Raw genomic sequence first — 17,517 nt, 5'->3', positions numbered from 1 at the left:
TGAGCCTTTCCGCCAGCAAGGCATCTTCGCCCAAGGGAGTTGCGATGCGCAGGATGCGGTCCGCCTGGAGGAAATCGCTCTCCATGTTCATGCAAAGGCCCCCGCATCATTAACTTTGGTTAACACGCGCGAAGACCTGCCACGCCCCCTGCCGCGGGGCGAGTCGATTATGGCCAGCGGGCGACCGTCGGCGCATCTTTGCCAGCAGACTCCATCGGAAAGGAGGCCCGCGTGCCCCGCCGCCGACCCGCCTCTGCTCATCACGACAGCGACATGTACGCCATCTTCCGCAAGGCAAAGCCCGGCGAAGACCAGCAAGCCTGGACCGTCAACCTCAGCCGCGGCGGGCGGAGTTTCCAAATGACCTTTTCTGACGCGACCTATGGCAGCGAAGCCGCCTCTCTCTTCGTCGCCCGCGCCTGTCGCGATGCCGTGCTCGAAGTGGTGCCACCCCTCACCCACCACGACATGCGGATGCTCAAACGGCGCACCAAGCGCGGCCAGCCCGGCGATCATCCCCACTCGGACGTAACCGGCGTCCACTACGCCCGAGCCACGCGGAACCGCCCCGGCCGCTGGATCGCCCGCATCGAGATCAAGGACGCCACCCGGCCCACCGGCCGCCGCACGATCACCCGCAGCTTCTCCGAAGCCGAACTCGGCAACGATGCGGCTCGGGAAGCTGCCGAAGCGGCACGGCTGCAGATGGTCCTCGCCGTCGAGCACGGAGACGACCCCGCCCTTAGAAGCCCCGCTGCCAAGCGCCTGCACAAAAGGCTGGTCAGGAACCCGGGGGCGAGCGAGGATGGCGGGGGCAGGTAGGTACCGAGGCCGCTGTCGCCGCGACCGCGAAGGCAGAACACCGAGAGGGGTACCGCGAACTGTAAATTGTCGTCGAACTTCTCGCTGTACGATGAATGAATGGCAGCGATCTCTGCCGCCACGCGGCGCCCTGCACCGAGCAGCTGCCACGATTTTCGTACTGCGTGCGCACGCAGCACGAATATACGATGACTGGGTTGGGCTCTCTGCAGCCTTAGAGGCAGCATGGCATTCGCAGGCGAACGTTGTCCAGAAGATTCGAGCACGGCCCAAGGCGGTCACTCGACCACTGCTCCAATTTCTGCGGTCGCAGCCCGCTTTGCAGCCATTCGCTACAAACGCGAAATCCGCGCCAACGCAATCTCTGAGCCCGCGAACATTCGCGCATTGTCGGGCTGTCACGTAGACTTAGCTCGATTGTTACACTTGCGTCATCCGACTCTGGCACGCTTGATGTCAGGTGCAGGTCAGGAGCCTGCGCCCACCCAAAAACTAACCCACGGAGAAGCCCATGACTGCGAAGTTCACGGGCCGCGGAGCATTGCTTGCGGCCGTCTCGATGGTTTTTGTCGCGCCTAATCCGGCACTTGCCGATTATATTGCTGAGATCGACGTTGTGCGCAACGGCGCCGACCCGACCGCTGAAACCGTGACCGGCCATGTATTCCACGACCTCAGCCGCGACGGCGTCCGCCAGGACGACGAACCCGGAGTGGCGCGTGTGATCGTGTCGAACGGTCAGGATGTCACTAGCACAGATGAGGACGGCGCCTACACGCTACCGGTCTATGAAAACATGACCGTCATGGTGCATGAGCCGGCCGCCTACGATGTGCCGGTCAACGAAGACGGTGTGCCCCAGTTTTTCTATCACCACCTCCCGGAAGGTACACCTGAAGCGCTGCGTTATGGTGGTTTAGCACCCACAGGGCCGCTTCCCGCTGCGATCAATTTTCCGATGGTCCGGACCGGCGTGGATGACGAATTTTCATGTGTCATGATGGGCGATACGCAGCCCTATTCGAACACGGAGATCGGCTATGTTCGCGACGGCGTGCTAGACAGTATCTTGGATCAGGACCTGAGCGAGGCGAAATGCGTCATTATGCTGGGTGACGTGATGGGCGATGACCTATCGTTGTTACCGAGGTTCATGAATTTGTGGTCGGTGATCGACCTGCCGCAATACTACGTCCACGGCAATCACGATTTCGATTTTGATGCGACGACGGACGAGCATTCCGCCGACAGCTGGCGACAGATCTATGGTCCAGCCTATTACAGCTTCGACATTGGTGGTGTGACGTTTATCGCGCTCGACAACGTCGTCTACCCATGTGGTCCCGAGGACGACGGACCAGGCGGCCGCGATGCATGTGCTGATCCGGATCAAGTTGTATACAACGGCCGTGTAGTCGAACGGCAAATGCAGTGGCTGGAAGCGACCTTGGCCGAGATCCCTCAAGATCGGCTGATTGTGATGATGCACCACATCCCGTTCGTGTCCTTCATTGACAGCAATACTGGTCGCCACCAGACCGACAATCTAGCGGAAATCCATGCGCTTCTGGCGGGCCGTCCGGCCATCAGCTTTTCTGGGCATACTCACACGATGGAATACCTTGCCGCCGGTGAGTGGTTTCAAGGATGGGAGGAACAACTCGGCATCACGCGATTGCCCTTCGACCATGTGGTGGGCGGCGCACCGTCGGGCAATTGGTACTGGGGTGATTTGAATTTCGATGGGACACCACTGGCTTTTGCAAGGGGCGGGACGCCTCCTGGCTACATGATCGTCGATTTCGACGGATCGGACTTTGAAGTGAATTTCTTCGCGGCCAATCTCCCTCCCGAGCGTCAGATGGCTCTGAGCTTTAATACCCCGCAATTCCGCTCTTGGTTTGATGAGTTGTTCGCTTGGGCCGATGAGCGAGAGGATCCTGCAACCGAAACGCCACCTCTGACTGTGAATGACCTGGCAGATCTACGGCTGTTCACACCAGAAGATCTGGAGAACACGGTGTGGCTCACCGCTAATGTGTGGATCGGGGACCGGAATACTGATGTCTCCGCGTCAATCAACGGCGGGCCCGATTTACGGATGGCGCGCACCCAAGCCGGCAACGGCGAAGAAGTGCTGTCAGGGGCCGAATGGGCGGACCCATTTGCAGCCGTGCGCCAGATGACCATCGGCCGCTTCGGCTGGCAGTCGACGCAAGGTGAGGACCGGGCCCAGGGCTTCGAGGTCTGGCAGGGATCGAGCTACGGCCCGGCAAACCCGCAACCTGCAGAGACTTGGATGATTGCAGACAGTTCAACTCACCTGTGGCGACTGGAGATGCCCGCTGATCTACCCGAGGGTGCTCATACTGTTGAGGTGACAGCGGTCACGGCGGATGGCCGCGAATTCACGGAGCGGATGACCTTCGAGATACGAGAAGAACGACCCTTCCCCTACTGGGACAATACGTTGTGGGAAGAGCGGACGAATTGACCATGTGCCACTTGGTGGCGTGCCGCGGCCCCATTTTGGGGGCCGCGGCTACTCTTGAGTACCGATCTAGCCCATAGCCTACCTTTGTAATCTGCACGCAGCCATCGTTGGCAAGTATTGACGACCCGGCCCTAACCGGACTCTCAACATCCCTCTCGAATACTGCGGCTGCTGCCCGCATTCCGGACATTCGCTGCGACCGCTCGATTTCTCGCGACCTCGACGTCCGGGTCGCGGGACTAATCCGGCCTTATGTATCAAACGCACCAAAAATCTAGCTGAACAGTCAGTCTGCTTGAATCCATAATGCGGGTATGCAGAACACGATACACGGACTGATTAAGAAGCGTGGTGAGATAGCAGGCCAGCACAAGGTTGCGCTCAGGGCCGCAGATAACCTCGAAGCCGATCTTGACGCCATAGATCGGGCATTGGCGCTGTGTGGCTATGAGGACGACCCTAAAGCCATAGCGCCACGCGGAAAGTACAAGCAGCTATTCGGGCGCAATGAATTGAAGCTGACCATCATCAACATGCTTCGGGAAGCTCCAGCGGATCATGAAAAGATAGCGGGCCAGATCATCGCGTCCAAGGGCCGGGGCGATGATGTTCATGCCGATGTGCTAAAGCGGGTTAGGCACGCCATCCAACGTCAGCAGAAGGACGGGCATGTGGTGCAGGACTTTGGGCCGGATGGGTGCTTGTGGAGAATTGCTCAAGTGTAAGCCTTGGCAGTAGCGAAAAACTACGATATCTGGGCCAACCAACATTGCCGTGAGTTCAAGAATGCCCGATTGGAAAACCTTCGAAGTTGTAGATGCTCCCGGCCCTACTAAGGATTCTGGGCTGCGTTTAACCGTTTCTCAGGAATTCATTGATAGGCACTTCGAAATAAGTCGGCTGACCCCTATCTTTCAAATGAACGCGCACATCTATGGCAGACTACCAGACATCAACCTGATTAGTCAGGTTGCAAACTCTGATCCCACAACCGATCTCACCACGTTGAATGACGCCGTAGCTTGTTTTGAGGGCATAGAACGGCCTCATGATGACGAGAGGAACGGCGATACTGTCCTAGTATACGTACTTCAGCCAGCGGTGACGATTGAACGCACAGTGAGTATGGCTTGCCAAGCCTCTGCCGCAGTGCCGCCAAAGTCATCTGTTCTCACTGTTCTGGTAAGAACGAATCTGGATTTACAAGACGGTGAAGGCGCAATAGATGGCAGTATTACTCGGATAGAGTGGGTAGTGGCCGGAAATGATGGGCTACCCAAGTCACACGAAACAAGGTATACGACACAACATTGGACCAAGACATGACAGGGCAGAAAATGGAAAACACTTCGCAGTTCGCGGCTTACGTACCGTGCGCGACGTATTTTCACGACTCAGACTGCGTGGAATACGTCAAGCGGGATAGTTTGCTGGTCTATGATCGGATCGATGAGTTCTTGACCTTGATTTTTGACGGCACCGGGAAGCAGCTGGTGGGCTTCAAATTGAAGGGGTTCAAAAATATCTTCACCCAGCAACTCTCTGGGAACTTCCGGTTGAACAACCGTCAGTTTGTCAATTTAGTACCTGCGTTTGAAGCGATTTGCCAAGAGATTGGTGACCAGCTTGACGACGACGATAACAGGAAGCAGAGCTATCGCGCCGCCAAGGACTTAGCTGCCAACGACAACGTTGCTTTATCGGGATCCTATTTCCGAGAAGCAGCTTAAGCCGCCCGCTGCCAGTACCCCTTCCACTGGCGCGATACAGGTGCGGCCATCGAGTTGCTGACCACGATCTGCGCCAGCGCCCCTTTGTCAGTGCGGCGGTTGTCTTCAAGCCATGCAGCGTGATTAGCATATTGGTAAAGGTACGGCGGGCTAACGTGATGATGCTGCCCCTGCACCATGCGGCGCAGACGCGAGAAATAGCTTTCCACCATGTTGGTGTGCTTTGCGTGGTCACTGTAAATCTCAGAGTGGTTCACGCGGTCAACGTGCCAGCCCATGTGCAGTTCATCCCAATGGCTGGCCTCGTCCGCTGACATGGTGGACATGCGCGACACGTTCTCGCTTGCCAGCGCAACGCCTTCACCCTCTGACACGCCGACGAAAGGCAATGTACGGCCCTCACGCTCACGCATGGCGATTACTACACGGCGCTTGCCTGTCTGGTGGCGCTTCAAGCGGCGGTCCTTGCGGTCTGCCTTGGCGTTCTCAGGGCGGATGTGGCCGCCAAAGTATGCGCCATCAATCTCAACATGACCTTCCAACACTTCGCCCGTGTGGACCTCCATCGCCATCGCTTCGCGCAGCTTGTGGGCCAGCACGAATGCTGTCTTGTACTAGCAGTCCAGATCACGGCTCAGCTGAACCATGCTCACGCCCTTGGATGCGTTCACGATGATGCAGATCGCGGCCAACAGGTCCACAAAGTCCATCTTGCGCGATGCAAAGATTGTGCCGCTGGTCACGCTGAACTGGTGGTGACACGCCTTACATTTGAACTTCCGACGTGTGGTGATCTTGTATGTTTCGTCAAAGCCGCAGCATGGGCAAACGGCTTCACCGTCCGTCTCAGGCCAGCGCATCTGACAGAAGGTCTCATAGGCCGCATCTTCGCCAGCCTTGTAAATCGAACGCAAAGAGAGCGTCCGAGATGCTGCTGAAAGGAGGAAGTGTTGTGCCATTATCATTACCTATGATGTCTATACCCTATAAATAGGGTTTACACATCATCATTACAAGGGCTATATCCCTATAAATAGGGTTTTATCCACCGAGGTAATGAAATGCCAAAGTCACAAACGGACGCGGAATGGTCGGATCGAGCAAAGAACCTGCTACGTTCTGAACTAAAGAGAAAGGGTGTGACTTACGCCCAATTATCTAATTTACTTGAAAAAATAGGCGTTCAAGAGAACGAAAAGAACATTGCAAACAAGATTAGCCGTGGTGTGTTTACGATGGCTTTCTTCCTGCAATGTATGGCTGCAATCGAGGTCACAGAATTGAGGCTTTGAAATGGTTTCTTGTGACGTGAAAGAGGAAGGCGACAGGTTGATCATCACACTTGATCCCGGCCAGCCAGTTGAACTGACTGATTTGGCAGACAGCTTCGCGGCCCTTTCTCGCATTTATGAGCGCCACTATCGTAGCGGTTCGGATGATGCGCCCCGTCTTTTTGTGACCAAGCTCGAAACCGGATCAGTCATAGCCGAGATCGCGCCTTACTGTGTTATGATGGGCGGCATCACCATGATGGATGGCGGCATGATCGTGACCGATTTTGCCAATCGCATTTGGCGCGGGATTAGCTATTTCACCGGAGGGAGCAAGGACACAAAGCTGCTCGAAGCACCATCCAAGGAAGACGCCGCCGACCTCAAAGAGTTCACACGACCATTGGTAGGAAAGACGGGCGCAAGGCTTGGCATCAAGCAAGCCAGGTATGAAAAAACTGACGGTGAAAAGAAGACAGTTGTTGAATACAAATTCGATGAAGCTGAACTGAACAAGGCGTCAGTCAACATAGACAAGGCGCTGGCCCTGCCTGAACCAAAAAAGCCCGAGGATGAGGATCAAGACGACAAGATACGCTCGGAGGTGATGCTTTTTCTGGAGCAAGCCAATCGCGGCCCCCGGCAAAGAGAAAGGCCGCACTGGCGACAGGGGGCGTGTCCCTGATATTTCAGACAAGGTGCTGCCTGTTTATTTTAGGCAAAGCATCCAAGGGCTGGCGTTTCGATGCGTTACATCTCTCTTTTAGAGACCAAAAAGCACCAACCGACGCTTGACACGATAAAGGGCCTCAGCGACGGCCTCGAGACCACGATGACTGCGCTTGTATCTGAAATCGAAAACCTGCTTCGCGAAGGCTAGTCCATTGAATTGAAGATATTTTATTGACTTGCAGCGACAAATAGGCTCTGAGCTAGAGGCCGTTTCGTGACCCAAATGGCCATGTCGGGTGACGCGTTTCAAAACACCTGAACCGCATCAGCTAGCCGCATTTGGAGTAGCCGCAGTTTCCGCAGGTCATGCAGCCCTCGATCATTCGCAGCTCATACTGGCCACAACTGCTGCACGCCGCACCCTTTGATGCATCCAGGCCGACGACCTCGGCCTGCGGGTCTGATTTCAGCCCCAGCCCTTCGCCGGCGATGAACCCAGTCGCGATCATGTGTTGTTCGATGACGCCGCCAATTGCCGCGAGGATCGACGGGATGTACCGCCCCTTGATCCACGCACCGCCGCGGGGATCGAAAACGGCTTTCAACTCTTCCACGACAAAAGACACGTCTCCGCCCCGCCGGAACACAGCCGATATCATGCGCGTCAGCGCCACCGTCCAGGCAAAATGCTCCATGTTCTTGGAGTTGATGAACACCTCAAAGGGCCGGCGGTGCCCGTTCAGCACGATGTCGTTGATCGTGATATAGAGTGCATGCTCGCTGTCGGGCCATTTCACCTTGTAGGTATTGCCCTCCAGCGCGTTGGGCCGGTCCAGCGGTTCGGACATGTAGATGACATCACCGTGCGGCTGCTGAGGCTCGGCGGCATCGCTGGTGATGACCTCCGGTGCTGCCTTGGGCGCCTCCTCCGCAACACTCAGCACCGAGCCTGTCACGGCGTTCGGCCGGTAGGTCGTGCAGCCCTTGCACCCCTGATCCCATGCCTGCATGTAGACGTCCTTGAACGCATCAAAGCTGATGTCTTCGGGACAGTTGATCGTCTTTGAGATGGAGCTGTCGACCCACTTCTGAGCCGCCGCCTGCATCCTGACATGATCTGCGGGGGCGAGGGTCTGGGCGTTCACGAAGTGATCGGGCAAGGCGGCCTCACCGAACTTCTCGCGCCACATCTGAACGGCGTAATCAACCACCTCCTCTTCGGTGCGCGTGCCATCTTTCTGCAGGACCTTGCGCGTGTAGGCATAGGCAAAAACCGGCTCGATCCCCGAGCTGACGTTGCCCGCATACAAGCTGATGGTGCCCGTAGGGGCAATTGACGTCAGCAAAGCATTGCGAATGCCATGCTCGGCAACCGCCGCGCGCACGTCTGCATCCATCGCCTGCATTGTCCCCGAGGCCAGATATCCTTCCGCGTCGAAAAGCGGGAAGGCGCCCTTCTCCTTTGCCAATTGCACCGACGCCAGATAGGCAGCGCGGGCGATCCGGTGCAACCAGCGTTCGGTCTGACGCGCTGCCTCGTCCGAGCCATAGCGCAGCCCGACCATCAACAGCGCATCCGCGAGCCCCGTCACCCCCAGCCCGATCCGGCGCTTGGCCTGCGCTTCGCGGGCCTGCGCTTCCAGCGGAAATTTGGACGCATCAACCACATTGTCCATCATCCGAACCGCCACGGCGACCAGATCATCGAGCGCGTCCTCATCCAGGGCTGCCCCCTCGTCAAAGGCATCCGTCACCAGCCGCGACAGGTTGATGGACCCCAGAAGACACGCACCATAGGGCGGCAAAGGTTGCTCACCACAGGGGTTCGTCGCCGCAATCGTCTCGCAATAGTTCAGGTTGTTCGCCGCGTTGATCCGGTCGATGAAGATCACGCCCGGTTCGGCGTAATCATAGGTTGCCTGCATGATCCGGTTCCACAGATCACGCGCTTGCAGCGTCTTGTAAACCTGTCCATCAAAGGTCAGCTCCCACGGGCCATCGGCTTTGACCGCCTCCATGAAAGGATCCGTGATCAGCACCGACATGTTGAACATCCGCAGCCGCGCCGGATCCGACTTCGCAGCAATGAAGTCTTCCACATCCGGATGATCACAGCGCATCGTGGCCATCATCGCCCCGCGGCGCGAGCCTGCGGACATGATCGTGCGGCACATCGCGTCCCACACATCCATGAAGCTGAGCGGACCGGAGGCATCAGCCGCCACCCCTTTTACATCCGCCCCCTTCGGCCGGATGGTCGAGAAGTCATAGCCGATGCCGCCCCCCTGCTGCATGGTCAGCGCCGCCTCCTTCAGCATCTCGAAGATGCCGCCCATGTTGTCGGGCACGGTCCCCATGACGAAGCAGTTAAAGAGCGTCACGGATCTTGCCGTGCCCGCCCCCGCGGTGATCCTGCCCGCTGGCAGGAATTTGAAATCCTCCAGCGCGGCGTAGAAGCGCTCTTCCCAGGTGTCGGGATCCTCCTCGACCTGCGCCAGATCGCGCGCGATGCGCCGCCAGGTATCTTCGACCGTTCCATCAAGAGGCGTGCCATCGGCTTCTTTGAAGCGGTATTTCATATCCCAGATCTGTTCGGCGATGGGGGCGGTAAAGCGGGTCATGGGCTGAATCTCCGATCACGGTAAGCGTCGGAAAATAGCGCAGATCCAACGGCTTTTCCACAACAAGTTGAAGCCAGAGGCGAAACACCTAATATATATGGTGTGGGGCAAGAGATTCTGGGGATGTGTTGGTGGGTAAAGCTGTGGACAAGATGGTGAACCTCGTAAAGCTGTCTGTCGGCTCCGAGACGGTGGAGGACATGGCAGCCTGGCAGGCCACCAAACGCGCGCGGGGCGCCGACGGGTTGCCGCGGCACATCACCCGAATGTGGCCCAAGCGCGAGGCGGAAATCCTCAACGGCGGATCGATCTACTGGGTGGTCAAGGGCGTGCTTCAGTGTCGTCAGCAGATCCTGCGACTGGATGAGGTTATCGGCAGCGACGGCATCCGGCGCTGCGCGATCGTTTTGGATCCGGAGATCATCCGCACCCAGAGCAGTCTCAAGCGACCGTTTCAGGGGTGGCGCTATCTGGCGGTGGGTGACGCCCCCCCCGATCTGCCGAAAGCCCGCAAGGCCGAAGAGCCTCTGCCGGTAGAGCTGAACCGGGCGCTCGCTGAGATCGGTGTTCTATAGCGCCAGCTGAGCCATCAGCGCGTCGATGACCGCGCGGTCCTGTGCCTGCACCTGCGCTTTTCGGCTGCGCCACAAGGTCGCCTGGGACCGAAGGATCGGAGGCTCGCTCAGCACCTTCAGGTGATTGGCCAGCAAGGTCTCGCCGCTCGACGTGATGTCCGCGATGGCCTCCGCGGTCTCATTCGCCACGGTCCCCTCGGTCGCGCCCTGGCTGTCCACCAGCGCATAATCAGCAACGCCACCCTGCCGCAAGTGCTCGCGCACCAGCCGGTGGTACTTGGTCGCGATGCGCAACCGCATCCCGTGCGCCGCCCGAAAGGCCGCCGCTGCCCCGTCCAGATCATCCAGCGTTTCCACGTCGATCCAGGCCTGCGGCACGGCGATCACCAGATCTGCCTGACCAAAGCCCAGTTCGGCGACCGGCTCCACCTGCTGTTCCCAGAGGGGCAGTTTTTCCCGCACAAGATCCGTGCCGGTGACACCGAAATGCACCCGGCCCGTTGCCAGTTCCCGCGGCATCTCACCCGCCGACAGCAGCACCAGCGACATGCCCGCAACGCCTTCGACCTGACCTGCGTATTCCCGCTCCGACCCGCTGCGGCTCAGCGTCACACCGCGCGCGCCGAACCAGTCAAAGGTCTTTTCCATCAGCCGCCCCTTGGACGGCACGCCCAGCCGGATCGTCATGGCCGCGCCTCCAGTTCCAGCATCAGACCGGGGCGCAGCACGCCGCCCACTGCGGGGATCTCCCGCCCCTGCCCCAGCCTGCGGGTCAGCGCGTCGTAGCGCCCGCCCGTGGCAATGGCCGGCCAATCCGGGTGCTGCGGACTGAAAAAGCCGAAAACGAAACCGTCGTAATACTCCATCGAGGCCCGGCCAAAGCTGGCCTCGAACGCCAGAGCATCCACATCGACACCGCGCGCCGCCAGCGCTTGGCTCCGCTCCCCCAACCGGGACACCGCAGGCGCGATCGCAGGCATATCGACCGAGATATCCCGCAGTTGCTCCAGCGCGAAGGGCAGCGTTTCGCGCACCCCCAAGAGCATGTCCAACAGGGCGACCTCCGCAGTGCTGAGAGGCGGTGCGGCGGCATCCTCGCGCAGGGCCTCGATCCGCGCCGCGATCTCCGCCGCCGTGCGTTTGCCGATCACCGGCGCTGCGCTGGCGATCTGTCCTGCCAGCAGCGCCTCCCGATGCTTGGCCGCAGGCACGCGACCGGCGTAGCGGTCCAGCAGCGCGCGAAAGCGCCGGGGCCGCCAGATATGCCGCAGCAGGGCCGATTTGCGCGCGTCGGTCGTGTCGAGCCCGGCAACCGCCGCCATCAGGATCCCGATATCACCTGTGGCCGCGCGCAGCTCCAGCGGACGCAGCGCCTCGCTGATCTGCGCAAAAACCTCTGCATCCGCCGCAGCGGGGGCCGATCGGTCAAAGACTTCGTAGCCCACCTGCACATATTCGCTTGCGCGTCCGGGATCCTCCTCCTGACGGCGGAAGACCTCGCCTGCATAGGTGTAGCGGGCAGGCTCCGCCCCCTGCTCCATATGCATTTGCACGACCGGCACGGTAAAATCGGGGCGCAGCATCTGCTCACCGCGCAGCGCGTCTGACGTGACATAGGCGCGCGCGCGGATGTCTTCTCCGTAGAGATCCAGCAGGGTCTCGGCCGATTGCAGGATCGGCGTCTCCACCGGCAGCGCGCCCGCCGCCTCGAAGCGCGCACGCAACTCAGCCGCCCGCGCCAGCGTCTGCGCGCGGGTGATCATGTGGCGTCCGACAGCCCGTGTTGCGCGAGGATCTCGCGTACCTTCGCAACCAGATCCTCGGAGGGCACCTCATATTGGCTGGGCCGGTCCTTCCATTCCTCCAGTGTGGCGTTCTCGGCGATCTGTGCACCGAGGATCAGGTCCTTGATCTGCACGACCCCGCGGGCCTGCTCGTCCGCGCCCTCGATGATGGCTGCGGGGCTTTGCCGCTTGTCCGCATACTTGAGCTGGTTGCCGAAGTTTTTCGGGTTGCCGAGGTAGACCTCCGCGCGGATGCCTGCCGCGCGCAGGTCTGCCACCATCTTCTGGTAGTCCGCCATGCGGCCCCGGTCCATCACGGTGACAACAACCGGCCCCGGGTCTGTGATCTGAGCCCGGCCCTTCATCCTCAGCGCGGCGAGCAGCCGGTCGACACCGATGGAGACGCCGGTTGCGGGCACTTCCTGCCCGGTGAAGCGCTTGACGAGATCGTCATAGCGCCCGCCCCCCGCGACCGAGCCGAAGTTGCGCGTGCGCCCCTTCTCATCTTTCACCTCAAAGGTCAGCTCCGCCTCGTAGACCGGCCCGGTGTAGTAGCCGAGACCACGGACCACGGAGGGATCAATGATAATGCGGTTGGGGCCATAGCCGGCGGCAAATAGCAAATCGGCAATCTCTCGAAGTTCCTCAACCCCCTGCTGACCAACGTTGGACCCCCCCACAACGTCCGTAAGGTAAGCCGCCATGTTGTGGTTGACGTTGATATCCCGCCTTTCGGCCACGTGAGCTTGCTGTTCTGCAGCAGCGGAAACAACCTCATCGTTGGCACGCAGAAACGAAACGATCACATCGCTCTGCGTATCAGTGAGCCCTGCCCCTTGGGTAAAATCCCCGCTCTCGTCCTTACGCCCCCCGCCAAGCAGCGCGCGCACACCTTCGATACCCAACCGGTCGAGCTTATCAATAGCGCGCAACACGATGCCGCGTTCGGCTTCCTTGTCGTCGCCAGCGAGCCCTGCGACCTCCAGCACACCATTGAGCACCTTGCGGTTGTTCACCCGGACCACATAGTCGCCCTTGTCGATCCCAACCGCTTCCAGACAGTCGCAGAGCATCGCACAGATCTCCGCATCCGCCGCCACCGAAGGCGCGCCGACCGTATCCGCATCGCATTGATAAAACTGACGAAACCGACCCGGCCCCGGCTTTTCGTTGCGCCAGACAGGCCCCATGGCATAGCGGCGGTAGGGTTTGGGCAGATCATTCTGGTGCTGCGCGTAGACCCGCGCCAGCGGCGCCGTCAGATCATAGCGCAGCGCCAGCCAGTCGCCCGGCTTGTCAGCCTCGGCATCCTCCTGCCAGGCGAAAACACCTTCGTTCGGGCGGTCCACATCGGGCAGGAACTTACCCAGGGCCTCGACCGTCTCCACCCCGGCGCTTTCCAGCGCATCGAACCCGTAGCGGTGGTAGACTTCGGCAATCCTGCACAGCATCTCCGTCCGCTCAGTCACCTCAGCGCCGAAGTAGTCGCGAAAGCCCTTGGGCGTTTCCGCCTTGGGCCGCGGGGTCTTTTTGGGTTTGGCCATGGATCGCCCTCGGGTCGGTGTCGCGCGCGGTCTAGCCCAACGGGGGACAGGGGGCAAGGCGCCGTCTTTCGCCGGGCGGGGTCGCGTGCTAACAGCCGGGCATGGAAAAACTCGAAGAGCAGATCGCGCATCTGACGCGAACGGTGGAGGACCTGTCAGACGTCGTGGCGCGGCAGGAATCCGAAATCGCAACACTCACCCGCCGTGTTGTCATGCTGATGCAGCGCGAAGGCGAACGTGAACAGCAAAGCTCGGGCGGTATCGTGGTCGGGGATGAGCGGCCACCGCACTACTGACGCGGTTAGCGTTGCCGGACGGCTACACCTGCGCGCGTTCCGAGCGGCGCGGTGGCAACAGCCCGCGCGGGCCGTTCGCCCGCCCAGCAGCCCCGTTCAGATGTCTTCGACCTCCAGCACGCCGCTGAGCGATTTGATCGCGCCCTTGATCCTGGGGTTCACCACAAACCGCGGGCCAAGATCCACGGAAACCTCGCCCGGCAGATCCGGATCCCTCAGGCACAGCTCCACCGGGCTGCGGCCACGCCCTGTGCTGACAGCTGCTTCTAGGATCTGTGCGACGGCATCGACCGCCTCTGGCACGGTCACGAAGATTTTCAGGCCCGCACCGTCCGCTTCCGCGGCCACCGTATCCGCCGGCGTGACCGACCGGCCCAAAAGCTTCAACTGATCCGACTCCATCGTCGCCTCCACGGCCACGATCACCTTAGAGCCTGTCTCCAGATGGGCGCGCGCGGCCTCCAGCGTGTCGGAGAACAACGTCACCTCGTAGGCGCCGGTAGGGTCCGACATCTGCGCAAAGGCAAACCGGTTGCCGCGCGCGGATTTGCGTTCCTGACGACCCGCGACGATGCCCGCAAGCCGCGCATTCATGGCGCCCTTGGTCGTGACCTTTTCGGTCAGGTCGTCCAACGTCATGAAGGGCATGCCGCGATCATTGCTCATCCGTCTGCGCAGCGGCGCCATATAGTCGTCGAGCGGGTGCCCCGAGAGATAAAAACCAACCGCCTTGAACTCCTCCCCCAGTCGCTCTGCGGGTTGCCAGTCGTCGATCTGTGGCAATCGCGGTTCGGGCAGGTCTTCTCCCGCCTCGCCGAAGAGAGACACCTGGTCGGAGGCCTTCTGCTCGTGGATCGCGGCGGAATAGGCCACGAGCGCATCGAGCGCCGCGAAGACCCGCGCCCGGTTCCCGTCAAGCTGGTCAAACGCCCCGGCGCGGGCCAGCATCTCCAGCGGGCGCTTGCCGACACGTTTGAGATCGACCCGGCGCGCCAGATCAAAGAGCGTTGCAAAGGGCCGGTCCGCACGTCCGTCGGTCACGAGGCGCATCGCCTCCAGACCGACGTTCTTGAGCGCACCCAGACCGTAGACCAGCGCCCCGTCCTCCACTTTGAACGGCGCGTCCGAACGGTTGACGCAGGGCGGCACCCACGGCAGTTCCAGCCGCTTGCGCAGCTCTTCAAAATAGACGGACAGCTTGTCGGTCAGATGAATGTCGCAGTTCATGACCCCGGCCATGAATTCCACCGGGTGGTTCGCCTTTAGCCACGCGGTCTGGTAGCTGACCACCGCATAGGCTGCCGCATGCGATTTGTTGAAACCATAGTTGGCAAATTTCTCAAGAAGGTCAAAGACTTCTCGGGCTTTCTTCGCGTCGACACCATTCTCGACGGCCCCCTTTTCGAACTTCGGGCGCTCCTTGGCCATTTCCTCGGCGATCTTCTTGCCCATGGCCCGGCGCAACAGATCCGCGCCGCCCAGAGAATACCCCGCCATGACCTGGGCGATCTGCATCACCTGCTCCTGATAGACGATGATGCCTTGGGTTTCCTCCAGAATATCGTCGATCAAAGGGTGAATGGATTCAAGGGGTTTCAGCCCGTTCTTAACATCGCAGTAGGTGGGGATATTCTCCATCGGACCGGGACGATACAAGGCCACAAGCGCCACGATATCCTCGATACAGGTGGGCTTCATGCGCTTGAGCGCATCCATCATCCCGGAGCTTTCCACCTGAAAAACCGCCACGGTTTTCGCCGCTGCATACAGTTTATAGGACGCCTCATCATCCAGCGGGATCGCGCCAATGTCGTCCTCGAGCCCGGCAGGCGGCTGAAAAAGCTCGGTGCCGTCCGCGGCAATGTGCAGATGACGCCCCGATGCCTTGATCTGATCCACTGCGTTCTGGATCACCGTCAGTGTCTTCAGACCCAGAAAGTCGAACTTGACCAGGCCCGCCTGTTCCACCCATTTCATATTGAACTGGGTCGCTGGCATGTCTGACCGCGGGTCCTGGTAGAGAGGCACCAGATGGTCCAGCGGTCTGTCCCCGATCACCACACCGGCGGCATGGGTCGAGGCGTTCCGCAACAGCCCCTCCACCTGCTGGCCATACTCCAGCAAGCGCGCCACGACCTCTTCATTGCGCGCCTCTTCCCGCAGACGCGGCTCGCTGGCCAGCGCCTTTTCGATGCTGACCGGTTTGACCCCCTCCACCGGGATCATCTTGCTCAGCCGATCCACCTGACCGTAGGGCATCTGCAGCACGCGGCCGATGTCGCGCACGGCGGCCTTTGACAAAAGCGCGCCAAAGGTGATGATCTGTCCCACCTTGTCGCGGCCATACTTCTCCTGAACGTAGCGAATGACCTCCTCGCGCCGGTCCATGCAGAAGTCGATGTCGAAGTCCGGCATGGACACCCGTTCCGGGTTCAGGAACCGCTCAAACAGCAAGTTGTACCGCAGCGGATCAAGGTCGGTAATCGTCAGGGCGTAAGCCACCAGCGACCCTGCTCCGGACCCGCGGCCGGGTCCGACCGGAATGTCCTGATCCTTGGCCCATTTGATGAAATCGGCAACGATCAGGAAGTAGCCGGGAAATCCCATACCCTCGATCACACCCAACTCGAAGTCGAGCCGCTTTTCGTAATCCTCCAAACTGGTCGCATGCGGGATGAACGCCAATCGCTCCCGGAGCCCGGCATGGGCCTGCTGGCGCAGTTCTTCAATCTCGTTATCGGCAAACTTCGGCAGGATCGGATCGCGGCGATACGCCTGAAAGGCACAGCGACGCGCAATCTCGACCGTGTTCTCGATGGCTTCCGGCAGATCCGCAAAGAGCGCGACCATCTCGGATTGGGACTTGAAGTAATGCTGAGCGGTCAACCGGCGTCGTGGACTGGACTGATCGACATAAGCGCCCTCGGCAATGCAGACGAGCGCATCATGGGCCTCGTACATCTTTGCGTCGGGGAAATAGACATCATTGGTGGCGACCAGCGGCACATCCATCGCGTAGGCCATTTCCACAAAGCCACGCTCGGTCAGCCGTTCGGTTTCGGGCTGGCCCGCCTCACCCGGATGGCGCTGCAATTCCACGTAGAGACGGTCGCCGAATGCCGAGAGCAGATCGCGCATCAGCGCCTCGGCGGCCGGCGCCTGACCCGCTTGCAGCAACTTGCCCACCGGGCCGTCCGGCCCGCCGGTCAGGCAGATTACCTCACCCGCATGCTGTGCCAACTCGGCCATGGTGACCTCTGCCAGAGCGCCGCCCTTGTCGAGATAGAGGCAGGAATTCAGCTTCATCAGGTTCTGATACCCGGCTTCGGACTGGGCCAGCAGAACCACCGGCGCGGGCAGACGCGGCTTCTCTCCCGGCCGCGTCTCGACATATCTCAGATCCACCTGGCTGCCCATGATCGGCTGGATGCCCGCCGCCGACATGGCAACCGAAAACTCCAGTGCCGCGAACATGTTGTTCGTGTCGGTCAGCGCCAGCGCCGGCATGCCCGCCTTGCGGCACAGCTCGGGCAGTTTCTTCAGCCGCAGCGCCCCTTCCAGCAGGGAATACTCGGAGTGGCTGCGCAGGTGAATGAATCGGGGATCAGTGCTCATGCCCCGACCCTAGGCGACCGCGCGCCGGGCCACCAGCATCAAGCGTGATGGCTTTCGCGCCGCGTCGTCCCTCTGCACCCGGCGAGCCCGCCC

The 17,517-nt window shown here is 60.3% G+C and carries 14 protein-coding genes and 1 pseudogene; 9 read left to right on the top strand and 6 right to left on the bottom strand.

All coding sequences use genetic code 11. From position 1 onward, the window contains the following. The first annotated feature begins 231 nt into the window (after positions 1–231). The 5 genes from Q1A53_RS15360 to Q1A53_RS15340 all read left to right on the top strand — a co-directional run bounded on the left by Q1A53_RS15360 (position 232) and on the right by Q1A53_RS15340 (position 5,046). A complete protein-coding gene (locus Q1A53_RS15360; protein WP_299968428.1) occupies positions 232–822 on the top strand; it encodes a hypothetical protein in 591 nt (196 codons plus the stop codon). A gap of 511 nt (positions 823–1,333) precedes the next feature. Beyond that, entirely contained in the window at positions 1,334–3,316 is a 1,983-nt protein-coding gene (locus Q1A53_RS15355; protein ID WP_299968426.1) for a calcineurin-like phosphoesterase family protein, read from the top strand. Positions 3,317–3,630: 314 nt separating this feature from the next. After that, positions 3,631–4,041 (top strand): hypothetical protein, encoded by a 411-nt coding sequence (locus Q1A53_RS15350; RefSeq protein ID WP_299968424.1) that lies wholly within the window; start codon positions 3,631–3,633, stop codon positions 4,039–4,041. A 61-nt stretch (positions 4,042–4,102) separates the two neighbouring features. Further along, positions 4,103–4,642: a hypothetical protein gene (locus tag Q1A53_RS15345; protein ID WP_299968422.1), complete on the top strand. Its 540-nt coding sequence runs from the start codon at positions 4,103–4,105 to the stop codon at positions 4,640–4,642. Continuing rightward, positions 4,639–5,046: a hypothetical protein gene (locus Q1A53_RS15340; protein WP_299968420.1), complete on the top strand. Its 408-nt coding sequence runs from the start codon at positions 4,639–4,641 to the stop codon at positions 5,044–5,046. The genes Q1A53_RS15345 and Q1A53_RS15340 overlap by 4 nt, the downstream gene beginning before the upstream one ends. Here the strand turns inward: Q1A53_RS15340 and Q1A53_RS15335 are convergent. Then, positions 5,043–6,005, bottom strand: a pseudogene (locus Q1A53_RS15335) (IS1595 family transposase). The gene Q1A53_RS15340 and the pseudogene Q1A53_RS15335 sit on opposite strands and share 4 nt — an antisense overlap. 102 nt (positions 6,006–6,107) lie before the next feature. Between Q1A53_RS15335 and Q1A53_RS15330 the strand changes: the two are divergent. Continuing rightward, positions 6,108–6,338: a DUF6471 domain-containing protein gene (locus tag Q1A53_RS15330; RefSeq protein ID WP_299968418.1), complete on the top strand. Its 231-nt coding sequence runs from the start codon at positions 6,108–6,110 to the stop codon at positions 6,336–6,338. 16 nt (positions 6,339–6,354) lie between these two features. Next, complete coding sequence (locus Q1A53_RS15325; RefSeq protein ID WP_299968416.1) at positions 6,355–7,002, top strand: hypothetical protein; 648 nt, start codon at positions 6,355–6,357, stop codon at positions 7,000–7,002. Positions 7,003–7,318: 316 nt separating this feature from the next. Here Q1A53_RS15325 and Q1A53_RS15320 read toward each other — a convergent pair whose 3' ends face one another. Continuing rightward, positions 7,319–9,610, bottom strand: coding sequence for an adenosylcobalamin-dependent ribonucleoside-diphosphate reductase (locus Q1A53_RS15320; protein ID WP_299968415.1), 2,292 nt, complete (start codon positions 9,608–9,610; stop codon positions 7,319–7,321). Between the two features lie 143 nt (positions 9,611–9,753). Between Q1A53_RS15320 and Q1A53_RS15315 the strand changes: the two genes are divergently transcribed. Continuing rightward, complete coding sequence (locus Q1A53_RS15315) at positions 9,754–10,185, top strand: DUF1489 domain-containing protein (protein WP_299968453.1); 432 nt, start codon at positions 9,754–9,756, stop codon at positions 10,183–10,185. Here Q1A53_RS15315 and hisG read toward each other — a convergent pair. Genes hisG through hisS form a run of 3 tightly spaced genes read right to left on the bottom strand, consistent with a single transcriptional unit; the run spans position 10,180 to position 13,513 of the window. Continuing rightward, complete coding sequence (gene hisG / locus Q1A53_RS15310) at positions 10,180–10,872, bottom strand: ATP phosphoribosyltransferase (protein ID WP_299968413.1); 693 nt, start codon at positions 10,870–10,872, stop codon at positions 10,180–10,182. The genes Q1A53_RS15315 and hisG overlap by 6 nt on opposite strands. Further along, a complete protein-coding gene (locus Q1A53_RS15305) occupies positions 10,869–11,948 on the bottom strand; it encodes an ATP phosphoribosyltransferase regulatory subunit (RefSeq protein WP_299968411.1) in 1,080 nt (359 codons plus the stop codon). The genes hisG and Q1A53_RS15305 overlap by 4 nt, the downstream gene beginning before the upstream one ends. Then, positions 11,945–13,513, bottom strand: coding sequence for a histidine--tRNA ligase (gene hisS / locus Q1A53_RS15300; RefSeq protein ID WP_299968409.1), 1,569 nt, complete (start codon positions 13,511–13,513; stop codon positions 11,945–11,947). Before hisS ends, Q1A53_RS15305 begins: the two co-directional genes overlap by 4 nt. Before the next feature lie 101 nt (positions 13,514–13,614). On the opposite strand from hisS, the gene Q1A53_RS15295 reads away from it, so the two are divergent. After that, on the top strand, positions 13,615–13,809 hold the full coding sequence (locus tag Q1A53_RS15295) for a SlyX family protein (protein ID WP_299968407.1): 195 nt from the start codon (positions 13,615–13,617) through the stop codon (positions 13,807–13,809). A gap of 96 nt (positions 13,810–13,905) precedes the next feature. Here Q1A53_RS15295 and dnaE read toward each other — a convergent pair whose 3' ends face one another. Continuing rightward, positions 13,906–17,424, bottom strand: a complete 3,519-nt coding sequence (dnaE, locus tag Q1A53_RS15290; protein WP_299968405.1) for a DNA polymerase III subunit alpha — start codon at positions 17,422–17,424, stop codon at positions 13,906–13,908. Positions 17,425–17,517: the final 93 nt, after the last annotated feature.

The sequence above is a fragment of the uncultured Roseobacter sp. genome (assembly GCF_947496515.1).
In the GTDB taxonomy this organism is placed as follows: Bacteria; Pseudomonadota; Alphaproteobacteria; order Rhodobacterales; family Rhodobacteraceae; genus Roseobacter.
Note: the sequence above shows the minus strand (reverse complement) of the source record. Positions and strands in the feature narration are given on the sequence as shown.